The sequence below is a fragment of the Streptomyces sp. NPDC090106 genome, from assembly GCF_044747265.1.
Classification (GTDB): domain Bacteria; phylum Actinomycetota; class Actinomycetes; order Streptomycetales; family Streptomycetaceae; genus Streptomyces.
Map to the genome: position 1 here is coordinate 173,633 of NZ_JBIVDS010000006.1, position 25,437 is coordinate 199,069.

Consider the following 25,437-nt stretch of genomic DNA (forward strand, 5'->3'; position numbering starts at 1 on the left):
GTGCGGGGTGGGGGTCAGCCCACGTCCGAGGCGTCCAGGCGGTAGAGGCCGGAGTAGTCGGAGACCGCCGTGCCGTTCTTCTTCACCCAGGCGGAGATCTCGGAGCTGGTGGAGCCCTGGCCGCTGTCGCCGACCACGATGTAGTGGAGCTTGCCGGACTTCACCAGGCTCTTGAGCTTGGCGAGGGTCATGGCGTCGTCGCTGCCGGACCAGCCGCCCATCGAGATCACCGGTTCACCTGACTCCAGGATGATCGAGGATGCCGTCTGGTCGGTGGCGACCGCGACCAGCCAGGTGGCGCCGTCCTGGTTCTTCTCCAGATACGTGATCATCTCGGAGGAGACCTGGGTTCCGCCGCCTCCGCCTCCGCCGCCCGCGGTGCCGGAGGCGGCTTCGGAGCTGCCGCCGGGTGCCGTACCGGACGGGGCCTCGCCCGGCTGAGCGTCCCCCGTCTCGCCCTGTTCCGTCGCTCCTTGTTCCACCTGGCCCTGTTCCGCCTGGCCCTGTTCGGACGACGTGCCGCTCGGGCGCTGACCGCCGCCGCCCATGCCGCCACCGCCGCCCATGCCGCCGCCGGTATTCGGACCGGCCGTCGGGTTCGTGCCGTTGCTGCTCGCGGTCGTCGCCGCGGAGACGGAGTACGCGGCGGGACCGGCGAGCAGCGCCACGACCGCCGCGAGGCCCGCGAGCCAGGTCAGCCGGCGGCGCCGGGTGAAGCGGCCCAGCAGGAGGCCGATCACCGCCACCGCGCCCGCGACACCGGCCACGACCTCGGCGACCGTGTAGAGGGTGCCCGAGCCGGAGACCCGGTTCAGCAGGACCACCGCCCAGACCGTGCTCGCCGCGACCGCGGCCGGCAGGACCCAGGCCCACTTCACGGCGGAGCCCTCGGTGAAGGCCCGGTACAGCGTCACCGCGCCGATACCGGCGAGCGCCGCGATGCCCGGCGCCATGGCCGTGACGTAGTACGGGTGGAAGGCGCCCTCGGCGAGCGCGAAGGTCAGGTAGTGCAGGACGAACCAGCCGCCCCACAGGAGCAGCGCCGCCCGCTTGGCGTCGGTGCGCGGGGCCCGGCCGCGGAGCACCAGACCGGCGATCAGCGCGATCAGTGCGAAGGGGATGAGCCAGGAGATCTGGCCGCCCATGACGCTGTTGAACATCCGGTACAGGCCCGCCTCGCCGCCGAAGCTCGCGCCGTTGCCCGCGGAGCCGACCGACGAACTCGCCCCGAAGATACGGCCGAAGCCATTGTAGCCGATCACGAGGTCCCAGACCGTGTTGTCCGTCGAACCGCCGATGTAGGGCCGCGAGGACGCGGGGATCAGGTCGACCACCACCATCCACCAGGCGCTCGACACGACCAGCGCCACCGTGCCGACGGCCAGGTTGCGGACCCGGCGGCCCAGACTCGCGCGCGCCGCCCACAGGTAGACGAGGAAGAACGCGGGCAGGACGACGTACGCCTGCATCATCTTGGTGTTGAAGGCGAAGCCGATCGCCACGCCGGACCAGACCAGCGGCATCGCGCGGCCGGTGCGGACCGCCTTCATCAGGGCCGCCGCGCCGAGCAGCATCAGCAGGACGAGGACCGGGTCCGGGTTGGTGTCCCGGTTGATGGCCACGGTGATCGGGGTGAGGGTCAGCGCGAGCGCGGCGATCGTCGCCGCCGTCGCGCCGAAGTCCCGCTTGACCATGCGGTACAGCAGCGCGACCGAGCCGACGCCGACGGCGACCATCGGCAGCGCCAACTGCCATGTCCCGTACCCGAACACGCGGGCGGACAGGCCCATCACCCAGAGCGCGAAGGGGGGTTTGTCGACGGTGATGAAGCTGCCCGCGTCGAGCGCGCCGAAGAAGAAGGCCTTCCAGCTCCGCGTGCCGCTGTACACGGCCGCGTTGTAGAAGGTGTTGCCCGTGACGGACGACATGTTCCAGGCGTAGAGCGCGGTCGCCAGGACCAGGACCGCCCACAGGGCCGGGCGGGCCCAGCGGGGGTCCTCGGGGGCTCCGGTGAACAGCCTGCGGACACGTCCGCGCGCGGCGGGCGGCGCGGCCCGGTGCCGGGTGGCGCCCTCCCGGGTCGGGGCGGGCGGCGGGGCGAGGGTCGTCATGACACGTACTCCAGATTCACCGGGGCGGCCAGGGGGTCGTGTCAGTGACCATCGGCGCCGCTTCTGGGGGAACCCTGAGCCGGTGCTGAGCGAAGAGTGAGAATCAGCGGACTCACAGGCGGCTCATGGGAAGGCCGAGGTCGTCGCGGGCCCGTTCCCGCCCGAGGCATAGACTCGGCCGAACGGCCGTCCCTACCTGGCCGAAAAAGGGCAACTTCTGCCAAACCCGAAGGGTGTTCGGCGTTTTGATACGGATAGATTCAGTCACCAAGCGATACCCGGACGGCACGGTGGCGGTCGACCGGCTCTCGCTGGACATACCCGACCGCGCGATCACCGTCCTCGTCGGCCCGTCGGGCTGCGGCAAGACGACGACCCTGAGGATGATCAACCGGATGGTCGAGCCCAGCGAGGGCACCATCCTGATCGACGGCGAGGACATCCTGCGCCGGCCGGTCAACACCCTGCGCCGCTCCATGGGTTACGTCATCCAGAACGCCGGCCTCTTCCAGCACCGCACGATCGTCGACAACATCGCGACCGTGCCCCGGCTGCTGGGCTGGAGCAAGCCGAAGGCGCGGGAACGGGCCCGGGAGCTGATGGAGCGGGTGGGCCTCGACGGCTCCCTCGCCAGGCGCTACCCCTACCAGCTGTCCGGCGGCCAGCAGCAGCGCGTCGGCGTGGCCCGGGCGCTCGCCGCGGACCCGCCGGTCCTGCTGATGGACGAACCCTTCTCCGCCGTCGACCCGGTCGTGCGCAAGGGACTCCAGGACGAACTGCTCCGCATCCAGGACGAGTTGGGCAAGACCATCGTCTTCGTCACCCATGACATCGACGAGGCCGTCAAGCTCGGGACCATGGTCGCGGTCATGCGCACCGGCGGCAGGCTCGCCCAGTTCGCGCCGCCCGCCGAGCTGCTGACCCACCCGGCCGACGCGTTCGTGGAGGACTTCCTCGGCGCGGACCGGGGCGTGCGGCGCCTCTCCTTCTTCTCGTCCGCGGGACTGGAGCTGACGACGGCACCCGTCGTCACGGACGGCGCGGACGAACCCGAGGGGCTCGGCGCCGACGTCGAGTTCCTCCTGGTGACCGACGCCGACGGCAGGCCGCTCGGCTGGCGCGAGCGCGGCTCGTCCGCGCGACTGCTCTCCCACGGGCGGCCGTTCGTCGCCGGGACCGACTCGCTGCGGGCCGCTCTCGACTGCGCCGTCCTGTCGCCCACCGGATGGGCCGTCGCCGTGGACGCGGACGGCAGGGTGACCGGTGTGGTGTCCCAGCGGACCATCGCCGAGGCGATCCGCGGCGCCCACGCCGAGGGCGGTCACGACGACGGCGGTCACGAGGACGGCGGTCACGAGGACGGCGGTCACCACGAGGGCCGTACGGACAAGAAGGCCGTCGGATGAACTGGGACCGGATGTTCGACATCCCCAGCGACCTCCAGCACACCTGGCTCGGGCTCGTCGGGCTGCATCTGCGCGAGGCGCTGCTGCCGGTCCTGGCCGGGCTGCTGATCTCGCTGCCGCTGGCCCAACTCTGTGTGCGCTACCGCTGGCTGTACCCGCCGGTGCTGTGGGTGACGACCGTGCTGTACGCGATCCCCTCGCTCGCCTTCATCGTCCTGCTCATCGACTACACCGGGCAGACCGAGCTGACGGTGATGATCCCGCTGACCGTCTACAGCCTGGTCGTGCTCGTCCCCGCGATCGTCGACGGCGTCCGCTCCGTCCCGCAGGAGACCCTCGCCGCCGCGACCGCGATGGGCTTCGGACCGCTGCGCCGGTACGTCCAGGTCCAGTTGCCGATCGCGGTGCCCGCCATCATCGCCGGGCTGCGCGTGGCGACCGTGTCGAGCATCTCCCTGGTCAGCATCGGCGCCCTCATCGGCAACCAGGGCGCGCTCGGCAACCTCATCAACGACGCCAACATCTACAACCGCCCCGAACTCGCCCTGAACGCCGTGCTCAGCATGGCCCTGCTCGCGGTGCTCGTCGACGGCGCCCTGGTCGTCGTACGCCTGCTGCTGACGCCGTGGATGCCCGGGAGCCGGAAGGCGGCCAAGGCCGGCCGGCCGGTGGTTTCCGAGGAGGCTGCTGCCCGGTGAATCTCTTCCACTTCATCAACGCGTTCTTCGGCGACGGCGCCCACTGGTCCGGCTACGACGGCATCCCCACCCGGCTGGCCGAGCACCTCGGCTACACCCTGGAGGCGCTCGCCCTCGCCGCACTCATCGGACTGCCCGTCGGCCTGGTCACCGGGCACTACGGGCGCGGCGGCAACGCCCTGTCGCTCCTGGCCACCGCCGGACGGGCCCTGCCCACCTTCGGCCTGCTCGTCATGATGACCCTGCTGTACGGGTTCGGCCTGGTCAACGTCATGGTGCCGCTGGTCGTCCTCGCCGTCCCGCCGATCCTCGTCACCACCTACGAGGCGATGCGCTCCGTCGACCCCTCGCCGGTGGACGCGGCCCGCGGGATGGGCATGGGCGAGGCGCACGTCCTGTTCCAGGTGGAGCTTCCGGCCGCGCTGCCGCTCATCCTCAGCGGTCTGCGGTCCGGCGCCATCCAGGTCGTCTCCACGGCCACCATCGCCGCGTACGTCGGGCTCGGGGGCCTGGGCCGCTACATCATCGACGGGCTCTACCAGCGCGACTACGAGAAGGTCGTCGGCGGCGCCACCCTCGTCGCCGCGATGGCGCTGGCCACCCTCGCGGTGTTCTGGCTGGCGGCCCGGCTGACCGTCTCGGCGGGCGTCCGCCGCGGCGGCTGACCCCGGGAAACGCCTGAGGGGCGGACGGCACCGTCCGCCCCTCAGGCGTTCCCTACGCGTCGGAGCGCGCCAAGGCCTGTTCCAGGACGACGAGCAGCGCGTCGCGCACCGAGCCGCGCTCACGTGCGTCGAAGACGAGCACGGGGACGTGCTCGGCGACGTCGAGCGCCCAGCGGATCTCGTCCAGGCCGTGCTCCACCTTGCCGTCGAAGGCGTTGGCGGCGACCGCGAACGGGATGCGGCGGTGCTCGAAGTAGTCCACGGCGGCGTAGCAGTCGTCCAGGCGGCGGGTGTCGACGATCACCAGGCCGCCGATCGCGCCCTCGACGATGTCGTCCCACATGAACCCGAACCGGTCCTGGCCGGGCGTGCCGAACAGGTACAGCTTCAGGCTCGGGTCGATGGTGATGCAGCCGAAGTCCATCGCGACCGTGGTGGTGGTCTTGCGCGGGGTGTGCGTGAGGTCGTCCACGCCCGCCGCGACCTCGGTGATGGCCGCCTCGGTGGTCAGCGGCTCGATCTCGGAGATCGCGCCGACGGCCGTGGTCTTGCCCACGCCGAAGCCGCCCGCGATCACCATCTTGACCGGCAACGGCGGTCGCACGGAAGCCGGTTCGGACAGGGTCACGGAGGTCACGGATGTACCTTCCCTGAGTCGGGGATGGCCCGCAGGCCATCGATCACTCGGCGCAGGACGGAAGCGTCGTGCGTGGCGGCTGAGTCGGGCACATGCACCGTCAGCCGCCCCTCCTCGCGCAGGTCCTCGGCGAGGATCCGCACCACGTTGAGGTGCAGCCGCAGCCGGGCCGCGATCTCGGCGATCGACTGCGGCCGACGGCAGGCGGCGACGATGTCGTGCTGCTCGAAGGAGAGTTGGGCCAGCTCCGCGAGGCCGTCGGCGGTCGCCACCACCTGGGTCTCGACGGGCATCGCCGCGCCGCCCGGTCCCGGGGCACCGGGCGCCACACGGCCCGCGGTGACCAGGAACGGACGCACGGCGGAGGCGGGACCGACCGGGTTCTCGCCCGGGGGAGGGGTGCCGTCCGCCATGGCGTGTCGTGTCCGTCCGGGTCAGAGGGCCGTCGGCGAACCGACGCTGTTCTTCAGCGCGAGCACCAGCTGCGGGCTGAGCGCGGTGCCCGCGCGGTTGGCGAACACCGTCATCTCGTAGGCGATGTTGCCCAGCTTGGCCTCCTTGTCGGTGACCACGCCGAGCACGGCGCCGCTGCCGATCGCGGAGACCAGCACATGGCCGCCCTCAAGGTCGATGATGACCTTGTTCAGGCCGCCGAGACCGTAGTTGCCGGAGGCGCCGGCGGCCAGGCTCGTGATACCGGAGACGATCGCCGCGAGGCGCTCCGAATCCGCCTGTTCGCGCAGTTCGGACACCGCGATGAGCAGTCCGTCCGAGGAGACGGCGATGGCGTCCACGACGCCCGCGGTCTCGGTGGCGAATCGGTTCAACAGCCAGGTGAAGTCGGCTGCCGCCGCCTGCAGTTCGGCCGGGGTCGTCGGCTCAGTCACTGCTCGGCTCCTTCCGGGTGGTGGTTCTGGTCCTGCGGGTGGGGGTCTGTGTCCACGGCTGCGGGCGTGGAGGTGTCCGCGCCGCCGGCGGTGCCCGTGTCGCGGTGCGCCTGCTCGACGGCCGCCTCGAACTCCTCCAGGGCGGCGCGCACGGCGTCCGCGTCGGCGGGCCGGGGGGCCTCGCCGGTGCCGGCCGGGTGGGTGGCCGCGTCGGCGGTGCGCTGGAGCGTGGCTCCGCGGACCCGGCGGCGCAGCGGGCGCGAGCCGTTCGCCGCGGCGGGGGCCGGGGCGTCGCCTTTCCTGGCCTGCGGGATGAAGGGCGCCGGGGTCTCCGGGCCGGCCTCGGGTTCGTCCTCGCGGCGCGGGACCCGGCGCGGCAGCGGGCCGTCCGGCTCCGCGGCCGACGGGCGCGGACCGCTCTCCTCGGGTTCGGTCGCGGGCGGGGTCGGTACCGGCGTCCTGACGGTGGCCGTCGCCAGCAGCAGCGACTGCGGCAGGGTGACCTCGGCGGTCACACCGCCGCCCGCGGTACGGGTCAGGGTGACCCCGATGTCCCAGCGGCGGGCGAGGGAGCCGACGACGAACAGGCCGAGCACCTTGGTCGGTACGACGTCGAGGCGCTCACGGCGCACGATGCGCGCGTTCTCCTCGGCGAGCCGCTCGGGCGTCATCCCGATGCCGTGGTCGGCCACGACCACGACCGCGCCGTCCGGCGTGCCCTGCACGTACACCTCGACGGGGGAGTCCGCCGGGGAGAACGACACCGCGTTCTCGACGAGTTCGGCCACCATCAGGGTCAGGTCGCCGATGACGTCCGGCTCGACCAGCGTCTCGGTGCGGGCGCGCAGCTGGACCCGGCGGAAGCCCTCGATCTGGCCGAGCGCCGCGCGCACGACGTTGGTCAGCGCCGTCGGGCCCTGGCCGAGGCCGGTCTCGCGGATGCCGGCGAGCAGCATCAGGCTGTCGGCGTTGCGGCGCAGGCGGACCGCGATGTGGTCGATGCTGTAGAGGCGTTCGAGCAGCTCGGGGTCTGTCTCGCCGCGTTCGACGGCGTCGATCAGCGCGAGCTGCCGGGAGGTCAGGTTGCTCACCCGGCGGCCGACGTTGCCGAACATCTCGGCGACGTTGCGGCGGCTGAGCGCCTGGCGCTGGAGCAGGGCGGCGGCGGTCGAGCGCACATGGTCGAAGGCCTCGGCGAGGTCGCCGATCTCGTCGCGCGCCGTCACCGGCATCGCGCCGAGGCGGGGCGGGGTGTCGTCCTCGGCGTCGTCGTCGGCCACGCGGGCCAGTTCCCGGTCGGCTGCCTGGGCGACCTGCTGGGCGGCGCCGGTCAGCGCCTGCACCGGGCGGACCACGGAGCGCCGTACCGTCACCGAGAACGCGAACCAGGCGAGGAAGCCGAACAGGGCGAGGGCCAGCAGCAGGAGCGCGGTGCGCAGCGACTCGTGGGAGGCGGTGTCCGCGCGGTCGGCGATCTCGTCGATGAGCGTGGTGGTGGTGCCCAGCCGGATGCTCGCCTGCTTGCGGTAGGAGGGGTACGACTCGATGGCCCGGCTCAGCGACTTGCGGATCTGGGCGGGCGAATCGGCCTGCACGGCGCCGGGGTCGATCTGGAGCTCGGCGTACTGCCGGTTGATGACGCCCTGCGAGCTGTTGTGCTCGATCTTCGCGAGCCGGGAGACCTGCTCCTCGGTGGCGAACCGGGCGAAGCGGTCGGCCTGGTGGGTGTACTCGTCGTAGGAGCCGATCGCGCCGATGAACTCCATGAGGGCGTTGGAGTCGCCGGTCGTCGCGGAGAACACGCCGGTCTCGTAGGAGCTGTGGGCGGCGTCGGCGCGCAGCAGCGAGTCCAGGAGGTTGCCGGTGAAGGTCGCCGACAGGTTGGAGTCGTGGTCGAGGCCGAGACCGTCGATGAGGCCCTTGGCGGCGGTGCTGTACGCCGGGTCGACGTTGGTCGCGGGGACGTAGGCCTGCTGGACGCTGTCGCGCAGGCTCTCCAGCGCCTCGACCTCCTTGAGGGCCCTCGCCTCCTCCGCCGGCAGCTGGTCGCCGAAGCGTTCGCGGACGCGTCCGACCTGGTTGTCCACCTCGATCTGGGCCGCGCGGTAGGCGCTGGTCGAGGGGGTGCCCCCGTCGAAGGTCGCCTCGTGCCGCACCGAGAGCAGGATGGCCTGCTGGTGCTCGGCCGCCAGGCGGTCCACCAGTGTGGCCACCTCGGTGCTGCTGCGGACCAGCCGCGCGGCGTCGCTCGCGTTCTGGGACTGCCGGCCCTGATCGGAGATCAGATAGGCGAGCAGTGCGGCGACCACCGCGAGCGGCACACCGACGAGCAGGTTCAGCTTGCGCCGGAACGGCCAGCGGTCGGCGAAGCCCCGTGCGGACACCAGGCCTCCTTCGAAGGGGGTTCAGGCGCGCGGGGACTTACGTGACCGAAATTGATCGACTGGCGCCAATGGCCAGGACATTACCTTCTCTACCGGAGTCGGATCATGTCACCCCGAGTCAAGAATCCATTACGAGATGAAGGCGGGGAACCGCGACCGGCTTCGCCCACCCTTCACAATCAGCGCAGTTTTGACGCCAATTGGTGACCGGGCTGCTCTTGACTGGCGGAGAACCGGCTGGATTGGATCAGTAGGTGACTTCCAACACCCCGTACATCAGCAGGTCCCTTCGGAAGCATCCCGGCGCGGCCGCGGTCGCGCTCGCGGCCGCGACGGCCCTGCTGGCGGGATGTTCCTCCTCGGACGACGGTTCCGACCCGCTGGCCGAGGACTCCAAGGCGGCGAGCGGCGACACGGTCGTCGTCGGCTCCAACAACTTCGCCGAGAGCATCCTGCTCGCCGACATCTACGGCGAAGCCCTGAAGGCCAAGGGCGTCAAGGTCAGCTACAAGCCCAACATCGGCAGCCGTGAGGTCACTTACGGCCTGCTGAAGAACGGCTCCATCACCGTTCTGCCCGAGTACAACGGCTCGCTCCTCGCCTACCTCGACCCGGAGGCGGAGCAGAAGACGGCGGCCGAGGTCAACGCCGCGGCGGCGGCCAAGCTCGACAGCAAGCTGTCGCTGCTGGAGTCCTCGCCCGCCGAGGACAAGGACTCCGTCAGCGTCAACGCCGAGACGGCCAAGAAGTACGGCCTCACGGCCGAGTCCACGCTCGCCGACCTCAAGGACGCCGCCCCCGACCTGGTCATCGGCGGCTCGCCCGAGTTCCAGACCCGGCAGCAGGGGCTCAAGGGCCTGGAGTCCGTCTACGGCCTGAAGTTCAAGTCCTTCAAGGCGCTCGACGCGGGCGGCCCGCTCACCCAGGCGGCGCTCACGAAGAACACCGTCCAGGCGGCGGACATCTTCACCACGGACCCGACGATCACCAAGGAGAAGTTCGTGGTCCTCGGGGACCCCGAGAACCTCTTCGGCTTCGCCAACGTGACCCCGCTCGTATACAAGTCCGGGCTCTCGCAGGAGGGGATCGACGCGCTCAACGCGGTCTCCGCCAAGCTCGACACCAAGACGCTGCTGGACCTGGACTCCCAGGTCCAGCTCGACAACAAGGACCCGCTGGACGTGGCCAAGGAGTGGCTCGAGTCCGCCGGTCTGTCCTGACCGGGGCGCTGATCGCCGTTCCGGCGGGTCAGTACCCCACGGAGAACGTCGCGTCCTGCTGGTCGGTCGTGGTCGAGATCGGATCGATCCGCAGGACGTAGTTCGAGTGCCGCAGGTACCGCGTCGCGTTGTTGTACGAACGGAACGACGACCAGGACGAGTTGGCGAGTCCCGCGGTGCGGTAGAACGTCGCGTCGGCCGCGAAGGCCGACGTGCCGTCGTTCTCGTCCAGTTGGATCGCGTAGTTGTAGTGCCGCAGATAGCGGGTCGGGTAGTTGACCGACTGGAACGAGACCCCGGACGAGTCCGCGAGCCCCGCCACCAGCTTCCACTGGGAGTCCGGGTACGGGTCGAAGGCATAGGCGTCGATCCGGCCGGTGTAGTTGCTGTGCCGGACGTAACGGTCCGGGTAGTTGTAGGACTTGAGCCGGTTCCAGGTGGGGGTGCCCCACTTGGTGACCAGGTTGGAGTACTGCGCCGAGGTGATCGGGTGGATCGTGCAGTGCTTGGAGTTGAGCGGCTGCGTGTAGGTCTTCTGGTCCAGGGCCGTCCAGGTGCCGGCCGCGAGACTGCTGGACTGCCAGGCGTAGAAGACGCCGTTCGGCGACCAGGTGTCGCCCCAGAGGTACCAGGTGGAGCTCGACGTCAGGGACTTGACGAGCGTCGGGGCCTCCGTGCCGCCGTGCGAGACGGCCGTGCTGAACTCGGTGAAGCTGCCCGGGTCCAGTGAGGTGGAGCGGGCGCCCACCAGCGTCGAGTTCTTCTTGAAGTAGAGGTAGTTGTAGCCGCTCACCCCGAGGGCCATGTCGCCGTCGATGACGTCGTAGCCGGGGTCGAAGAACACCTGCGGGCTGCCGGCCGTCGTGAAGTCGCTCGTGTAGTTGACCATGATGACGTTGTGGCCGCTGGAGTTGACCGCCGAGTAGATCACGGCGTACTGGCCGCGTCCCGCGTCCCAGAACGCCTCCGGCGCCCAGCTGTGGGTGTCCATGTCGTGCAGTTTCAGGCGCCGGTAGCCGGTGAACGTGCGCAGGTCGGCGGAGTCCCAGACGTGGATGTACTGGCTGACGTACGTCCAGTCCGTGCCGTACAGGTCGGTGGCGAGGACGACGAACGTGCCGTCCTGCTTGCGCAGGATGAACGGGTCGCGCAGACCGCCGGAGCCCGCGGTGGGGGTGGCGACGGGCGCGTTCTGGTTGAGCGGGGTCCACTGGAGGCCGTCGGTGCTGACGGCGAGGTGGAGCCCGTAGTTGGCGGCCAGCATGTCCGGTGACTCGGTGAAGTAGCCCATGACGTAGGCGGAGTCGGCGGCGTGCGCGGTCCCGGCGCCGAGGGTCAGCGCGCCGGTGGCGGCGAGCGGCACGGTCGCGGCCATGCCGAGGAGACGGCGGCGGGAGAGAGGGGGAGCGGCGGGCGGCTCTGCGGGCATGAGCTCTCCAGGTGATCGGCGGAGGGGTGCGGCGAGCGGGTCACCGGGCCAGGCTGGTCGAGATGCTGGCCGATATGTCGAACAAGGTTCGGTGAGGCGAATGGAAAGTAGAGGGGTGCCGGTGACGCGTCAATCGCCCGCACACGCTTGGCCGGAAAAGGCTCCTCACCCGGGAAGGGGCCTTGTACCGGCGGACTGCCCGGCCCCGCCGTCTCTTGTCCGGGCGGACAAGCACCACGGTCCCGCCCCGCCGATACCGTGCCGCCACCGCACCTGCTGCTCGGAGAGGCATAGCCCGTGGCATCGCGTTCCCCGGTCACCGTCCCCGCAAGTCTGCTGCGCCATCTGGTGACCGCACTGACCGGACCCCTCGTCGACCTGCTGGTCGCGCCCCGGGGTGTCGAACTCCCCCTGGACACCGTCGTCATCGTCGAACCCGACGACCTCGTCCCACCGCCGCCCGGGGCGCTCGCCCTGGTCATCGGCGTCCGCGGACGGGCCGCGCTGCGCGCCCTGCTGACCGCCGGACGGGCCGGTGCCGTGGCCGTCGCCGTCAAGACGGGCACCGACCCCGGCGACACGGACGCGCTGCGCGAAGCGGCCACCGAGTGCGGGACCGCACTGCTCGCGGTGCGCGACGACGCCCGCTGGGAACAGGTCGCCGCGGTGGCCCGCACCCTGGTCGACGTCGTCCACCCCGCGGCCGGCTTCACCGACCAGCAGACCCACGGCGACCTGCCCTCCCTCGCCCAGACCCTCGCCACCCTCACCGGCGGCATCGTCAGCATCGAGGACAGCGCCAACCGGGTGCTCGCCTACTCGCGCTCCGACGACCACGTCGACGCCGTGCGCCGGCTCAGCATCCTCGGCCAGTCCTGCCCGGAGCCGTATCTGGCGTTCCTGCGCGAGACGGGCGTCTCGGCGCGGCTGCGGGCGGGCGAGGAGGTCGTGGAGGTCACCGAACGCGCCGACCTGGGCGCCCGGCGCCGGCTCGCCGCGGGCATCCTCGTCGGCGGCCGGCCCCTCGGCACCATCTGGGTCCAGGAAGGCGCCGGGCCCCTGGCCGAGCGGGCCCCCGAGGTGCTGCGCGGCGCCGCCCGGCTGGCCGCCGTCCAACTCGTACGGCGGCCCCGGGACGCCGCCCGCGACACCGCGCTGCGCGAGGAGTTCGCCGCCGGGCTCCTCGCCGGACAGGTGCCGCCCGGCTCCCTCGCCGCCTCCCTCGGCCTGGACCCGGAACGCGGGGCGACGGTCGTCGCCGTGGACCTGCGCGACCCGGCCGGGGAGACGGTCACGGCGACCCTGCGGCGCTCCCGCACCGCCGAGATCGCCTCCGTCCACGCCGCCGCGTTCCGGCGCACCGCCGTCGCGACCCAGCTCGACGGGCGGATCTACGTCCTGCTGCCCGAGAGCGAACCCGAGGCGGCCGGACCCGACGAGAACCGACCCGGGCGCACCGCCCGCGGGGGAGCCGCCAGACCCGCCGGCCGCACCGGCGCCGACGCCGCGCTGCGCACCTGGACCACCGAGCTGGTCACCACCCTGCGCACCCACCTCGGCACCCCCGTCCAGGCCGCCGTCACCGCCCCCTTCCCCCGGCTCGCCCAGGCCCCCCTCGCCCGCCGCACCGTCGACCGGATGCTCACCGTCCTGGCCCGCACCCCCGAACTGCCCGCCGCCGCCTACCCCGACGTCCGGGCGGCCGTCGTCCTCGACGAGATCCTCGACCTGCTCACCGAACACGGCCACCCCGGCACCCACGACCCCGCGCTCGACGTCCTCACCGCCTACGACCGGCGCCACGGCACCGACCTCGCCCCCTCCCTCCTCCTCTACCTCGACGCCTTCGGCGACGTCGCCAAGGTCGCCGAACGCCTCCACATCCACCCCAACACCCTCCGCCACCGCGTCCGCCGAGCCGCCGAACTCACCGGCATCGACCTGGACGACCCGGAGCAACGGCTCGTCGCACTGCTGCAGTTGAGACGCCCCGGGGGTCCGTGACGGGACGCGTGACGGCCCGGTTGCCTGGCAATGTCCGGGCGGACAACGTCAGGCGATGCACGTCTGCCGTCGCGACAGGATGCCGGAGCCTCCCCGACGCCTAGTTTTCAGCCACCGCTGATCGGTTCAGGAGAGGAACTCCCATGCGTCACACCCGTCTTCACCGTCTCCGGCTCGGCGTGCCACTCGTCGCCGGGGCCATGGTCCTGTCCGCCTGCGGCAGCAGGGACGAAGGGGACGCCGCCGGCGAGAGCGCCGGCACCACCACCGTCACCATCGGGTTCGACGCCCCGCTGTCGAAGGACCTCGCCGCCGTCGGCCTCGGCATGAAGAACGCCGCCGAACTGGCCGTGAAGCAGGCCAACAAGAACAAGACCGTCCCCGGGGTCACCTTCAAGCTCGTCGCCAAGGACGACCAGGCCACTCCGACCATCGGCCAGCAGAACGCCGCCGCGTTCGCCGCCGACGACAGCGTGATCGGGGTCGTCGGCGCCTACAACTCCTCGGTGTCCGCCGCGATGCAGTCCACCCTGCACGACGCCGGCCTGGTGCAGATCTCCGGCGCCAACACCAACCCGACCCTCACCCGGGGTGCCGACTACAAGGCCTCCCCGAAGCGGCAGTTCGACAACTACTTCCGCACCATCACCACCGACGACGTCCAGGCCCCCGTCGCCGCCGAGTACTTCTACGAGGACCTCGGCATCAAGAAGCTCGCCACCGTCGACGACAAGAAGGTCTACGGCGCCGGCCTCGTCGACAACTTCACCGAGGCGTACACCGAACTCGGCGGCGAGGTCGTCACCCACCAGTCGATCAATCCCGACGAGAGCGACTACGCCTCCGTCGTCAGCACCGTCAAGTCCTCCGGCGCGCAGGGCGTCTACTACGGCGGCGAGTACCCGCAGGCCGGCGCCCTGAAGAAGCAGCTCGTGGCGGCCGGCTTCGACGGCCCCCTCGGCGGCGGCGACGCCGTCAAGGACGACGCGATCATCCCCCTCGCCGGCGAGAAGGCCGCCGACGGCATCTACACCACCTCCGACGGCCAGCCCATCGACACCCTCGACTCGGCCAAGAGCTTCATCAGCGCCTACGAGGCCGCCGGTTACAGCGAGCCCTACGGCGTCTTCGGCGGCTACGTCTACGACGCCACCACCGCCCTCATCCAGGCGGTCAAGGCCGCCGTCTCGGCGAACGGCGGCAAGGCCGGCACCGTCAAGGACCTGCGCCCCAAGGCCGTGGCGGCCATGCCCGAGGTCACCTTCGAGGGCGTCACCGGCACCGTCGGCTTCAACGAGTACGGCGACAGCGTCAACAAGGTGATCAGCATCAACACCGTCAAGGACGGCGCGTGGCAGGACGGGATCAAGGTCTTCAAGAAGTGACTGGCACCGAACTCACGCAACTCCTCGCCGACGGAATGATCCTCGGCTCCATGTACGGCCTGATAGCCGTCGGCTACACGATGGTCTACGGCATCCTGCAGATCATCAACTTCGCCCACGGCGAGATCTACATGCTCGGCGGCTTCGGCGCCCTGTTCGTCTACGCCTGGGTGCCGGGGCTGCGGTCCGTCCCGCTGTGGGCCGCGCTGCCCGTCCTGCTGGTGGTCGCGGTGCTCGTCTCGGTCACCGCGGCCGTCACCGCCGAACGGTTCGCCTACCGGCCGCTGCGGCACGCGCCCCGGCTCGCGCCGCTGATCAGCGCGATCGGCCTCTCGCTCTTCCTCCAGCAGGTCGTCTTCAACTTCTTCACCCTGCCCGGGGGTTCGGTCGGCGTCACCGCACCGGTGCCGTTCCCCCAGTTCGACGGCGGGCCGCTGGACCTCGGCGGGGTGCAGATCTCCGTCGCCGGTCTGCTCACCGTCGTGCTGGCCGCCGTCGCCATGGTGGTGCTCACCTGGTTCGTGCGGCGCACCCGTACCGGGCGCGCCATGCAGGCCACCGCCCAGGACCCGGCCACCGCCCGGCTGATGGGCATCGACACCGACCGCATCATCGTGATCGCGTTCGCCGTCGGCGCCGCGCTCGCCGCGCTCGCCTGTGTCACCCAGGGCCTCCGGCTCGGCACCATCTCGTACAACATGGGCTTCATCACCGGCCTGAAGGGCTTCACCGCGGCCGTCCTCGGCGGCATCGGCAACATCCAGGGCGCCATGGCGGGCGGCGTGGTCCTCGGCCTCGCCGAGTCCCTGGCCTCCGGGGCGCTGCCCCACATCGACGCCCTGGCGATGTTCAGCGGCTCGGTCTGGAAGGACGTGTGGGCCTTCGTGATCCTCATCGTGGTGCTGCTGATCCGGCCCCAGGGCCTGTTCGGCGAGCGCGTCGCGGACAGGGCGTGAGACGGGACATGAACAGAATCCTCGCCCTCACCGGCGCCGTCCTCACCCTCGTCTCGCCGTTCCTGGCGTGGACCTGGACGGCCGCCTACCCCGGCAACCTCACCGTCTACGGCTACCCCGGCGGCAGCCAGCTCGTCACCCTGGTGTGCGCGATCGCCGCCCTCGCCCTGCTCGCCGTACCCCGCCGCGCACCGGTGAAGGCGCTGCGGGCGGTGTCGCTGGCCGCGCTGACCTCGACCTGGGTCACGGTCGTCGCGATCACCGTCGACCTCGGCGGGGTCGTCAACCTGGAGCCGGGCGGCTGGCTCGCCGCCGCGGCGACCGTCCTGCTCGCCGCGGGCGCGCACCGGATGCCCGACACCCACCCGGAGGCGGAGAAAGAGGCGGAAACGGAGGCGGAGGCGGAGGCGGAACCGGAGCCCGCGCCGACGGCGCGCAAGCTGCCCCGCTGGGCCGAAGTCGCCGTCATCACCGTCGTGTTCGTTCTCGGCATGTTCGTCGTCACCTACGGCATCACGACCGGCTCGCCCGAGGAGTTCCTCGCGTTCCTGCCGGCCGCGCTGTTCGGCGGACGCGCCCTGGTGGTCTCCGGACTCGGCGCCCGGCTCGGCGAGCTGACCGCCCGCAACCGCACCGCGACCGGCGTCGCCACACTCGCCGCGGCCCTGGTCTTCCCGTTCACCCAGGACAACGAGCAGTACACCGCGATCGCCGACAACATCCTCGTGTTCGCCGCCGTCGCCCTCGGCCTGAACATCGTCGTCGGCATGGTCGGCCTGCTCGATCTCGGCTACGTCGCCTTCCTCGGCACCGGCGCCTACACGGCCGCCCTGGTCTCCGGATCGACCTTCTCCACCCTCGACATCGGCCCGCTGCCGTTCTGGGCGACCGCCCTGCTCGGCATGGCGGTGTCCCTGGTCGCGGGCATCGTGATCGGGGCACCGACGCTGCGGCTGCACGGCGACTACCTCGCCATCGTCACTCTCGGCTTCGGCGAGATCTTCCGGATCACCGTCAACAACCTCGACGGCACCTCCGGACCGTCCCTGACCAACGGGCCCAACGGCATCAACTCGGTGCCGAACCTCACGATCCTCGGGTTCGACTTCGGTGAGCAGCACACCATCCTGGGCGTGCAGTTCGGCCGCTTCGCCAACTACTACCTCCTGCTCCTCGCCGTGATGGCGGTCGTCGTCGTCCTGTACGCGCGCGTCGGCGACTCCCGGATCGGCCGGGCCTGGATCGCGCTGCGCGAGGACGAGAAGGCCGCCACCGCGATGGGCATCGAGGGCTTCCGCTTCAAGCTGCTCGCCTTCGGCATGGGCGCCTCGCTCGCGGGACTCGCGGGCACGGTCATGGCGCACCTGCAGACCAACGCGGTACCGGACAACTACAAGTTCGCCGACACCGCCCCGCCCAACTCGGCGTTCCTGCTCGCCGCCGTCGTCCTCGGCGGCATGGGCACCATCTCGGGACCGCTCCTCGGCGCGGCGCTGCTCTACCTGATCCCCGCGAAGTTCGAGTTCTTCAGCCAGTACCAGATGATGCTCTTCGGCCTCGCGCTCGTCGTCATGATGATCTACCGCCCCGAAGGGCTGATCCCCGACCGCAAACGGCAGTTGGAGTTCCACGAGGAGGCGGTCGCGGCATGAGCGCGATCCTTGAGGCCCGGGGCGTCACCATGCGCTTCGGCGGACTGACCGCCGTCGACACCGTCGACCTGACGGTCTCCACCGGCGAGATCGTCGGGCTCATCGGCCCCAACGGCGCCGGGAAGACGACCTTCTTCAACTGCCTGACCGGCATGTACGTCCCCACCGAGGGCGAAGTCCGGTTCCGCGGCGAGGTGTTGCCGCCCCGGCCCGCGAAGGTGACCCGGGCCGGCGTCGCCCGCACCTTCCAGAACATCCGGCTCTTCGGCGGCATGACCGTCCTGGAGAACGTCATGGTGGGCCGCCACACCCGCACCAAGGAGGGCCTGTTCTCCGCCATCGGACGCGGCCCCCGCTACCACCGCACCGAACGTGAGTCACGGGCGGTCGGACGGGAGCTGCTCGACTTCGTCGGCCTCGGCAGGTACGGCAACACGACGGCCAGGAACCTGTCGTACGGCGGTCAGCGGCGGCTGGAGATCGCCCGCGCGCTGGCCTCCGAACCGGGGCTGCTCCTGCTGGACGAGCCGACGGCCGGGATGAACCCGCAGGAGACCCGGGAGACCGAGGAACTGGTGTTCGCGATCCGGGACCGGGGGATCTCGGTGCTGGTCATCGAGCACGACATGCGCTTCATCATGAACCTCTGCGACCGGGTCGCCGTCCTGGTGCAGGGTGCGAAGCTCGTCGAGGGCGCCCCCGCGGAGGTACAGGCCGACCCGAGAGTCGTCGAGGCGTACCTCGGCGCACCGCAGGAGGAGACCGCGTGAGCGCGCTGCTGGAAGTCGAGGACCTGCGCGTGGCGTACGGCAAGGTGGAGGCGGTCAAGGGCGTGACCTTCTCGGTCGCCGAGGGCGAGGTCGTCACCCTGATCGGCACCAACGGCGCCGGGAAGACCACGACCCTGCACACCCTGAGCGGTCTGCTGAAGCCGGCGGCGGGGCGGGTGCGGTTCCGGGGCGAGGACCTCGCCGGCCTCCCCGCCCACCGGGTGGTGGCCCTCGGGCTCGCCCACTCCCCGGAGGGGCGGCACATCTTCCCCCGGCTGACCGTCGAGGAGAACCTCCTCCTCGGCGCCTACCTCCGCAAGGACGCCCCGGGGATCGCCGAGGACGTGGAACGGGCCTACGAGCTCTTCCCCCGGCTGCGGGAACGCCGTACCCAGGCGGCCGGCACCCTCTCCGGCGGGGAGCAGCAGATGCTCGCCATGGGCCGGGCCCTGATGTGCCGTCCCACCCTCCTCATGCTCGACGAGCCCTCCATGGGGCTGTCCCCGATCATGATGCGGAAGATCATGGACACCGTCGCCGAGCTGAAGCGCACCGGCACCACCGTCCTCCTCGTCGAGCAGAACGCCCGCGCCGCCCTGGCGCTGGCCGACCGCGCCTATGTGATGGAGACGGGACGGATCGTGCTGGAGGGCACGGGCGCGGAGCTGATGGACGACGAGAGCGTGCGGAAGGCGTATCTGGGCGAGGACTGAGACGCGGACGGATGCGCTCGCGGACGGACCCGCGCATGCACTCGCGGACGGACCCGCGCATGCACCCGCGGACGGACCCGTGGACGGCCCACGGACGGAAGGACACGCGCCGCTTTCGTCCATTTAGTGATCATTTGTGATGATCGGTCGGTAGGTTGCCCGGAGTCGACTATTCCGGGAGGTCGCCGATGCGGCGTCATCACCGTTCACTGCCGGGAGCGGCGGTGGCCGCCCAGACCGGGGCCGCCGCCCTTCTGCTGCTGGCCGCCGCGTCCCCCGCCGCCCGCGCGGACGTCCCCGAACCCGCCGCCGGCACCTCCGTGGTGACGGTCCGGACCGGTGGCGACCGCACCGGCGGCCTCGGCGTCGTCCCGCTCGCCGGTGTCCGCCTCGCCCTCTACGCCGACGAGAGCGACACCACCCCGCTCACCGACGACTGGGCCGAGTGCGTCTCCGACGGCGACGGCGACTGCTCCTTCGTCGTCCCCGCCACCGCGACCGGCGGCGCCAACGCGGGCGCGCGCTTCTGGGTGCGGCAGGCCGAGGTCGGGGCGCCGTCCGGGTGGTACACCAACCCCGTGCTGCGCACCGGCAACGGCAGCGGATCGGTGTCGTACCCCTCGACGTACCAGTTCCGCACCCCGGCCCTGGCCGACGGGCGGACGTACTCCTCCACCAGCGACTTCATGTACAGCACCGCCTACGGCACGGACCCCTTCCTCGCCTCCGCCGGTGTCTGGCAGAACTCCCGCGTCAACCCCGAACTCCCCGAGAACTGCGGGCTCGACGTCGCCCTGGTACTGGACCTGTCCGCCTCCGTGGGCAGCGCCCTGCCCAACCTCAAGGCGGCGGCCGACAAGTTCACCGACGCCCTCACCGGCACCCCCTCGCGGCTCGCGCTCTTCTCCTTCGACCGCGACTCGCCCAGCACCGGCACCACCAACCACCCCGACCTGACGTCGGTCTCCACCACGGCCGGCGGCACGGCGTTCAAGGACCGGTACGCCGACTGGACGCTGGGCTCCGGAACCAACTGGGACCAGGGACTCAACGCCGTCGCCGAGGCCGCCCCGGTCTACGACCTGGTCGTCGTCCTCACCGACGGCAACCCCACCCGCTGGGGCAAGCCCTACACGGGCAACGGCAGCAAGACCAACTTCGCCGACACCGAGGGCGGCATCTTCTCCGCCAACGCCGTCAAGAAGCAGGGCTCACGGGTCGTCGCGGTCGGCGTCGGCAGCGGCGTCGAGGGCGACTCCGTGCTCAACCTGCGGGCCGTCTCCGGCACCGAGGCCTTCACCGGCACCAACCCGGTGACCGCCGACTACTACCAGACCGACGACTTCGCCGCGGCCGGCACCGCCCTGCACGACATCGCCCTGACCCACTGCGACGGCACCCTCTCGGTCGTCAAGCAGATCGTGCCCGCCACCACCACCGGCGAGGACGTCACCGGCGCCGAGAACGCGGGCGCGGGCTGGCAGTTCGACGCCTCCACCACCACCTCCGGCATCGGCGGACTGCCGGACACGGAGACCACCACCGACGACGGCACCGGCGCGGTCGCCTTCGAACCGACCTACCCGGCCGACACCACCACCGCCGACGTCACCGTCCAGGAGACCCAGCACACCGACCACGTCCTGGTCACCCAGGACGGGAAGAACGCGGTGTGCACCGATCTCGACGACGGCACCGCGGTGGACGTCACCAACTCCGGTGCCGCCGGCTTCACCGTGGACGTGCCGCGCAGCTCGGCGGTCTCCTGCGTCGTCTACAACCGGCCCACCGGGACCGCCGACGTCGAGGTCGACAAGACCTGGCTCGTCGACGGGGAGGAGTACGCGCACGAGGACCGTCCCGAGGGCCTGGAGGCATCCCTCACCCTGACCGGCCCGACCGGCTCGACACCCCGGGCCCAGGACTGGGGCGCCGCCCGCGAGGGCTACACCGTCGGCGACTCCACGACCATCGCCGAGACCGTCGGCGTCCCCGCGCACTGCGTCCTCGCCGGCAGCCGGCTGGTCGCCGCGGGCGGTGCGGCCGTCGACCACGCCCTGCCCCACACGGCCGAACTCACCGCCGAGCACACCACGTTCACGGTCCGCAACACCGTCACCTGCAAGGCTCGGCTCACCCTGGTCAAGGATGTCGTCAACGCGCACGGCGGTGACGCCGGACCGGCCGACTGGACCCTCACCGCGGACGGTCCGACCGCTCTGTCCGGCACGTCCGGCTCCCACGAGGTCACCGACGCCGTCGTGACGGCCGGCACCTACGCGCTGGCCGAGTCCGACGGCCCCAGCGGCTACGACGCCTCCGACTGGGCCTGCCGGAACGCCGAGGGGGACGCCGTCGAAGTGACCGAGGGCGCGGTGGACGTCGCCGCGGGCACCGCCGTCACCTGCACGGTCACCAACACCGAACGGGCGCCCGCGACGGAGGAACCCACCCCGACGCCCACCGACCCTCCGGCCACCGAGCACCCCGGAGGCGGAGGACATGGAGGAGGGCACGGCGGCGGGGGCGAGCTGGCCGACTCCGGCGGCCCGGTCCTGGCGTACGCCCTCGGGGCGTTGTGCGTCCTGGCCGCCGGAGTGCTGCTGACGGTGCGCCGGACGTGCAGGCGCTGAGCCGTCCCGCGGAAGGCGGCGGGGCTACCGCTTCGTCGCCGACGCGATCAGCAGGTCCAGCAGGGAGATGAGCACGGCCTTCGACGACTCGCGGCGGCGCGCGTCGCACAGCACCACCGGGACGCCCTCCGGCAGGGCCAGGGCGTCCCGGACGGCCTCCGCCGAGTAAGGGTGCGCCCCGTCGAACCCGTTGACGCCGATCACGAACGGGATGCCGCGCCGCTCGAAGAAGTCGATGGCCGCGAAGCTCGACTCGGGGCGCCGCACGTCGATCAGGACGACCGCGCCCAGCGCGCCGACCGACAGGTCGTTCCACATGAACCAGAAGCGCTGCTGACCCGGCGTACCGAACAGGTACAGCACCAGCCGCTCGCTGATGGTGATCCGGCCGAAGTCCAGCGCCACCGTGGTGGCACGTTTCTGCTCGATCCCCACCAGGTCGTCGACGCCCAGCCCCGCGACCGTCAGGGGCTCCTCGGTGCGCAGCGGGGCGATCTCGCTGACCGAACCGACCATCGTGGTCTTGCCGACCCCGAAACCCCCGGCGATCAGGATCTTCACGGTGTCCGGCGCGGTGGGCGCCTCAGAGCCGGTCAAGGCCCTCCCTCACTTTCGTCAGCAGGTCCAGGTCGGCGGTGCCGGGCGTGACGGCGCGCGGTGCGTGCACGCTGATCAGGCCCGCCTCCAGCAGGTCGGAGAGCATGATGACGATCACGCTCACCGGCAGGTCCAGCAGCGCGGCCAGCTCCGCCACCGCGACCGGCCGTGCGCACCGGCGCAGGATGCGCGACTGCTCGGCCTGCGGCCGGGGCGCTCTGGCCGGGGGCGGATCCACCGCGGTCACGGTGGTGATGAGGGTGAAGCCGGTCCGGCTGGGCCGGGTCCGTCCGCCGGTCAGGGCGAACGGCCGCACCAGCCGGCCGGCGGTGTCGCTCTCGCTCACCTCATCCGCCGGTGGGCCCGATGCCGGCCCGCGGGGCGGCGCTGAGATGCTCGCCGATCTTCTTCACCAGCATGTTCATCTGGTACGCCACCACACCGACGTCCGCGTTCGGCCCGGTGAGGACCACGAGATGCGCGCCGGGGCCGGCGGCGGTGAGTATCAGGAAGCTGTTGGCCATCTCGATGAGCGCCTGCCGCACCGGGCCGCCGCGGAAGTCCATGCTCACACCCCGGCTGAGGCTCATCAGCCCGGACGCGGTCGCCGCCAGCCGCTCGGCGTCGTCCCGCGGGAACCCGGTCGACTTGCTGACGACCAGCCCGTCCTCGGAGAGCACGACGGCCTGTGTCACATCGGCGACCCGGTCCACGAGCCCGGTGAGCAGCTGGTCCAGGGCGGTGTTCGTGGCGGGGGCGGGGTGGGTCATGGCGGTGTCCTTCATGAGCGGTCGGTGTGGGGAGTGGGGTGCTCGGCCGGGGCGGGGTCGGCCGGCGGGCCGGGCGGGGCGGGAGCCTCCAGGGGGCCGTCCTCGTGGGTGGCGTCCGGATCGTCCGTGGTGTCGGAGTCGGAGTCGGTGTCGTCCGTGTCGGGTTTGTGGTCCGTGCCGTCCGCGTCCCGGGCCTGGAGCGTGCCGCGCTGGAAACCGGCCAGGGAGGAGGCGGCGTGTTCCGCGGTGAAGTCGTCGGGGTCCTGCTCGGTAGCACGGGGCGCGTCGTCCCGGAGTTCAACGGCGAGGCTGGTCTGCGGGACGCGGCGGGGGAGCGGCGTGAGGCCGTCGGTGGGCGGGGCGTCGGGGGAGGCGCCGGTGGAGGCGCTGCCGGAGGACGCGGCGGGCGCGGGGCGGGCGTCGGGCACGGGCAGGGACAGTGCGCGGCCGACGGCGGCGAGGATGTCGTCGTCGGGCCCCTCCCGCGGTTCCTCGGACGCGCCCTCGGACCCGTCGGACGCGCCCCGCGGCTTCTCGGACGCCCTCTGGGGCTCCTTGGCCCGGGGCGCCTCGCGTACGACGATGTCGTCCGGGATCAGCACGATCGCCGTGGTGCCCCCGTATGGCGAGGAGCGCAGCGTCACCGTGATGCCGTGCCGCCGGGCCAGCCGGGCGATCACGAACATCCCGAGCCGCAGGTCGTCGGCGAGCGCCACCACGTCGAACTTGGGCAGCTCGGCCAACTGGGCGTTGAAGGAGGCGTACTCCTCCTCCGACATGCCGAGGCCCCGGTCCTCGATCTCGACCGCGAGCCCCTTGGCCACCAGCGCGGCACGCACCCCGACGGGGCTCGGCGCGGGGGAGTACAGGGTGGCGTTCTCGATGAGTTCGGCCAGCAGATGGATGACGTCGGAGACGGCGGGCGGCGCGATGTACAGGTCCTCGTCGGTGTGCACCTCGACCCGCTGGTACTCGGCGACCTCGCCGACGGACCCGCGCAGGATGTCGACGAGCGCGACCGGCTCGGTCCAGCTGCGCCGGGTCTGCCCGCCGCTGATGATGACGAGGTTCTCCTCGTAACGGCGCAACTGGCTGGCCGTGGAGTCGAGTTCGTACAGGCCGGCCAGGACGTCCGGGTCCTGGTGCTTGCGCTCCAGGGTGTCCAGGCGGCTGAGCTGGAGGTTGACCAGGTTCTGGCTCTGCCGGGCGATGCCGAGGATCACCTTCTGGAAGCCGCGCCGGGTGTCGGCGAGTTCGACGGCGGTCGCCACCGCCGTACGCTGCGCGGTGTTGAACGCCCTGGCCACGGCGCCGAGTTCGTCGTGGCCGTAGTCCAGCTCGGGGGCGGCCAGGTCCATGTCGACCTTCTCACCGCGGTCCAGCCGGGAGACGACGTCGGGCAGCCGCACGTGGGCGAGGTCCAGGGTGGCCTGCCGCAGGCCGCCCAGACGGCGGGACAGGGACCGGGTGATGCGCCAGGAGATGGTGATGCAGATCAGCAGGGCGATCAGACCGCCCGCGCTGAGCACGCCGGCCTTCAGCAGCAGCGCGTCGGCTTCCTCGGCGCTGCGGCTGAGCAGCCCGTTGGTCTGCTGCTGGATGAGGACGGAGTACTGCGCGGCGACCTTGTCCATCGCGGCCGTCCACTGCTTCTGCGAGTCCGGCAGCTTCGCCTGTCCGTCGGCGGCCGGCCGCGCGGCCAGCACCAGGTTCTCGACGGAGGTCAGGATCTGCCACTCCTCGCTGGCGAGGATCCGCTCGGTCTCCGCCTTGGCCCGGCCGGTCAGCGCGGGGACGATCTGGTCCTCCACCAGCCAGCGGCGGGTGTCGACGAGCTGCACGAACCCGATCCAGGTCTGCTCGTCGAACTCCCCGGTGGGCCAGGCCAGGATGAGCTGCGCGTCCTCCTGGGAGGTCAGCTCCGCCGCGTGCTCCAGGGCGACCAGCGGACCCGCCTGGGAGGTGAGGTCACCGTCGTCGACCTGGGAGAGCTCCTGGAAGGCGTGGATCTGGCCGTCGATGATCGACGTGTACTGGCCGAGGATCTGCTCGGCGGGGATCTGGCCCGGGTCGTCCACCTGGTCGCGGTAGAACTCCAGGCTGCCCAGCGAGCCGACGACGGAGTACAGCCGGTCCGCGACGCGCGTCGGCGCCTGCTGGATCTCCTCGGACTGGTCGACGAGCTTGGCGACCGCCTTGTCCGTCACCGCGCGCTGCGCGTCCAGGGCCTTGCGGGCGCCGGGCACGCCCGCCAGCACGGCGGCGGACGCGGCGCGTTCGGCCTGGAGGGCGAGCGTGGCCTCGGTGCCCATGGCGCCGGTCGAGCGGCTCAGCTCGGTCTGCGAGCGCAGCCGCAGGCCCTCCGAGATGATCTGAGTGGTCGTCAGGCCCCAGACGGCGGCCAGGGTGACGCTGGGCACCAGGGCCAGCAGGATGAGGGAGAGACGTATGGAGCCGAGGTGGCGGCGCCGGGTACCTGTCCGTGCAGACATGGTCGTCCTTGGGGCGATCGTGGTGAGT

Annotated in this window: 21 protein-coding genes; 11 read left to right on the top strand and 10 right to left on the bottom strand. The window is 71.5% G+C overall.

Annotated features, from left to right (window positions below):
- Positions 1–14: 14 nt before the first annotated feature.
- Positions 15–2,111: a glycosyltransferase family 39 protein gene (locus tag ACIPSE_RS20940; protein WP_401664584.1), complete on the bottom strand. Its 2,097-nt coding sequence runs from the start codon at positions 2,109–2,111 to the stop codon at positions 15–17.
- 245 nt (positions 2,112–2,356) lie between these two features.
- Between ACIPSE_RS20940 and ACIPSE_RS20945 the strand changes: the two genes are divergently transcribed.
- Genes ACIPSE_RS20945 through ACIPSE_RS20955 form a run of 3 tightly spaced genes read left to right on the top strand, consistent with a single transcriptional unit; the run spans position 2,357 to position 4,880 of the window.
- Positions 2,357–3,517 carry an ATP-binding cassette domain-containing protein gene (locus ACIPSE_RS20945; RefSeq protein ID WP_401664585.1) on the top strand — a complete coding sequence of 387 codons (1,161 nt, stop codon included), beginning with the start codon at positions 2,357–2,359 and terminating at the stop codon, positions 3,515–3,517.
- Positions 3,514–4,215, top strand: coding sequence for an ABC transporter permease (locus ACIPSE_RS20950; protein ID WP_401664586.1), 702 nt, complete (start codon positions 3,514–3,516; stop codon positions 4,213–4,215). The genes ACIPSE_RS20945 and ACIPSE_RS20950 overlap by 4 nt, the downstream gene beginning before the upstream one ends.
- A complete protein-coding gene (locus ACIPSE_RS20955; RefSeq protein ID WP_401664587.1) occupies positions 4,212–4,880 on the top strand; it encodes an ABC transporter permease in 669 nt (222 codons plus the stop codon). Before ACIPSE_RS20950 ends, ACIPSE_RS20955 begins: the two co-directional genes overlap by 4 nt.
- A gap of 52 nt (positions 4,881–4,932) precedes the next feature.
- Here ACIPSE_RS20955 and ACIPSE_RS20960 read toward each other — a convergent pair whose 3' ends face one another.
- Genes ACIPSE_RS20960 through ACIPSE_RS20975 form a run of 4 tightly spaced genes read right to left on the bottom strand, consistent with a single transcriptional unit; the run spans position 4,933 to position 8,788 of the window.
- On the bottom strand, positions 4,933–5,460 hold the full coding sequence (locus ACIPSE_RS20960; protein WP_401665032.1) for a GTP-binding protein: 528 nt from the start codon (positions 5,458–5,460) through the stop codon (positions 4,933–4,935).
- Between the two features lie 53 nt (positions 5,461–5,513).
- Entirely contained in the window at positions 5,514–5,930 is a 417-nt protein-coding gene (locus ACIPSE_RS20965; protein WP_401664588.1) for a DUF742 domain-containing protein, read from the bottom strand.
- Positions 5,931–5,951: 21 nt separating this feature from the next.
- Positions 5,952–6,404 carry a roadblock/LC7 domain-containing protein gene (locus tag ACIPSE_RS20970; RefSeq protein ID WP_401664589.1) on the bottom strand — a complete coding sequence of 151 codons (453 nt, stop codon included), beginning with the start codon at positions 6,402–6,404 and terminating at the stop codon, positions 5,952–5,954.
- Positions 6,401–8,788 (bottom strand): ATP-binding protein, encoded by a 2,388-nt coding sequence (locus ACIPSE_RS20975; RefSeq protein WP_401664590.1) that lies wholly within the window; start codon positions 8,786–8,788, stop codon positions 6,401–6,403. The genes ACIPSE_RS20970 and ACIPSE_RS20975 overlap by 4 nt, the downstream gene beginning before the upstream one ends.
- Positions 8,789–9,042: 254 nt before the next feature.
- Between ACIPSE_RS20975 and ACIPSE_RS20980 the strand changes: the two genes are divergently transcribed.
- Positions 9,043–10,008: an ABC transporter substrate-binding protein gene (locus ACIPSE_RS20980; protein ID WP_401664591.1), complete on the top strand. Its 966-nt coding sequence runs from the start codon at positions 9,043–9,045 to the stop codon at positions 10,006–10,008.
- Between the two features lie 28 nt (positions 10,009–10,036).
- Here ACIPSE_RS20980 and ACIPSE_RS20985 read toward each other — a convergent pair whose 3' ends face one another.
- Complete coding sequence (locus tag ACIPSE_RS20985) at positions 10,037–11,437, bottom strand: glycoside hydrolase family 43 protein (protein ID WP_401664592.1); 1,401 nt, start codon at positions 11,435–11,437, stop codon at positions 10,037–10,039.
- A gap of 297 nt (positions 11,438–11,734) precedes the next feature.
- On the opposite strand from ACIPSE_RS20985, the gene ACIPSE_RS20990 reads away from it, so the two are divergent.
- The 7 genes from ACIPSE_RS20990 (at position 11,735) to ACIPSE_RS21020 (ending at position 21,550) form a co-directional block, all read left to right on the top strand.
- Positions 11,735–13,441, top strand: coding sequence for a PucR family transcriptional regulator (locus tag ACIPSE_RS20990; RefSeq protein WP_401664593.1), 1,707 nt, complete (start codon positions 11,735–11,737; stop codon positions 13,439–13,441).
- A 143-nt stretch (positions 13,442–13,584) separates the two neighbouring features.
- Positions 13,585–14,826, top strand: a complete 1,242-nt coding sequence (locus ACIPSE_RS20995) for a branched-chain amino acid ABC transporter substrate-binding protein (RefSeq protein WP_401664594.1) — start codon at positions 13,585–13,587, stop codon at positions 14,824–14,826.
- A gap of 35 nt (positions 14,827–14,861) precedes the next feature.
- On the top strand, positions 14,862–15,782 hold the full coding sequence (locus ACIPSE_RS21000; RefSeq protein ID WP_401665033.1) for a branched-chain amino acid ABC transporter permease: 921 nt from the start codon (positions 14,862–14,864) through the stop codon (positions 15,780–15,782).
- A gap of 8 nt (positions 15,783–15,790) precedes the next feature.
- Complete coding sequence (locus ACIPSE_RS21005) at positions 15,791–17,434, top strand: branched-chain amino acid ABC transporter permease (protein ID WP_401664595.1); 1,644 nt, start codon at positions 15,791–15,793, stop codon at positions 17,432–17,434.
- Positions 17,431–18,204, top strand: coding sequence for an ABC transporter ATP-binding protein (locus ACIPSE_RS21010; protein ID WP_401664596.1), 774 nt, complete (start codon positions 17,431–17,433; stop codon positions 18,202–18,204). Before ACIPSE_RS21005 ends, ACIPSE_RS21010 begins: the two co-directional genes overlap by 4 nt.
- Complete coding sequence (locus tag ACIPSE_RS21015) at positions 18,201–18,917, top strand: ABC transporter ATP-binding protein (RefSeq protein ID WP_401664597.1); 717 nt, start codon at positions 18,201–18,203, stop codon at positions 18,915–18,917. Before ACIPSE_RS21010 ends, ACIPSE_RS21015 begins: the two co-directional genes overlap by 4 nt.
- A gap of 224 nt (positions 18,918–19,141) precedes the next feature.
- Entirely contained in the window at positions 19,142–21,550 is a 2,409-nt protein-coding gene (locus ACIPSE_RS21020; protein ID WP_401664598.1) for a hypothetical protein, read from the top strand.
- A gap of 24 nt (positions 21,551–21,574) precedes the next feature.
- Here the strand turns inward: ACIPSE_RS21020 and ACIPSE_RS21025 are convergent, their stop codons facing one another.
- From ACIPSE_RS21025 to ACIPSE_RS21040, 4 genes are read right to left on the bottom strand one after another with little or no spacing between them, the layout of a single operon-like run.
- The gene (locus tag ACIPSE_RS21025) at positions 21,575–22,147 is read right to left on the bottom strand and encodes a GTP-binding protein (RefSeq protein ID WP_401664599.1); all 573 of its coding nucleotides are present in this window, start codon (positions 22,145–22,147) and stop codon (positions 21,575–21,577) included.
- Positions 22,134–22,493: a DUF742 domain-containing protein gene (locus ACIPSE_RS21030; protein WP_401664600.1), complete on the bottom strand. Its 360-nt coding sequence runs from the start codon at positions 22,491–22,493 to the stop codon at positions 22,134–22,136. The genes ACIPSE_RS21025 and ACIPSE_RS21030 overlap by 14 nt, the downstream gene beginning before the upstream one ends.
- A 1-nt stretch (position 22,494) precedes the next feature.
- Positions 22,495–22,917 (bottom strand): roadblock/LC7 domain-containing protein, encoded by a 423-nt coding sequence (locus tag ACIPSE_RS21035; protein ID WP_401664601.1) that lies wholly within the window; start codon positions 22,915–22,917, stop codon positions 22,495–22,497.
- Between the two features lie 11 nt (positions 22,918–22,928).
- Complete coding sequence (locus ACIPSE_RS21040) at positions 22,929–25,409, bottom strand: nitrate- and nitrite sensing domain-containing protein (RefSeq protein ID WP_401664602.1); 2,481 nt, start codon at positions 25,407–25,409, stop codon at positions 22,929–22,931.
- Between the last annotated feature and the right edge of the window lie 28 nt (positions 25,410–25,437).

What these genes read in the sequence shown, in the direction of transcription:
- ACIPSE_RS20985 (WP_401664592.1), bottom strand. Translation starts at nt 11,437, where the DNA reads ATGCCCGCAGAGCCGCCCGCCGCTCCCCCTCTCTCCCGCCGCCGTCTC.
- ACIPSE_RS21010 (WP_401664596.1), top strand. Translation starts at nt 17,431, where the DNA reads ATGAGCGCGATCCTTGAGGCCCGGGGCGTCACCATGCGCTTCGGCGGA.
- ACIPSE_RS21040 (WP_401664602.1), bottom strand. Translation starts at nt 25,409, where the DNA reads ATGTCTGCACGGACAGGTACCCGGCGCCGCCACCTCGGCTCCATACGT.
- ACIPSE_RS20960 (WP_401665032.1), bottom strand. Translation starts at nt 5,460, where the DNA reads ATGGTGATCGCGGGCGGCTTCGGCGTGGGCAAGACCACGGCCGTCGGC.
- ACIPSE_RS21000 (WP_401665033.1), top strand. Translation starts at nt 14,862, where the DNA reads ATGATCCTCGGCTCCATGTACGGCCTGATAGCCGTCGGCTACACGATG.
- ACIPSE_RS21035 (WP_401664601.1), bottom strand. Translation starts at nt 22,917, where the DNA reads ATGACCCACCCCGCCCCCGCCACGAACACCGCCCTGGACCAGCTGCTC.
- ACIPSE_RS20940 (WP_401664584.1), bottom strand. Translation starts at nt 2,111, where the DNA reads ATGACGACCCTCGCCCCGCCGCCCGCCCCGACCCGGGAGGGCGCCACC.
- ACIPSE_RS20965 (WP_401664588.1), bottom strand. Translation starts at nt 5,930, where the DNA reads ATGGCGGACGGCACCCCTCCCCCGGGCGAGAACCCGGTCGGTCCCGCC.
- ACIPSE_RS20950 (WP_401664586.1), top strand. Translation starts at nt 3,514, where the DNA reads ATGAACTGGGACCGGATGTTCGACATCCCCAGCGACCTCCAGCACACC.
- ACIPSE_RS21005 (WP_401664595.1), top strand. Translation starts at nt 15,791, where the DNA reads ATGAACAGAATCCTCGCCCTCACCGGCGCCGTCCTCACCCTCGTCTCG.
- ACIPSE_RS20995 (WP_401664594.1), top strand. Translation starts at nt 13,585, where the DNA reads ATGCGTCACACCCGTCTTCACCGTCTCCGGCTCGGCGTGCCACTCGTC.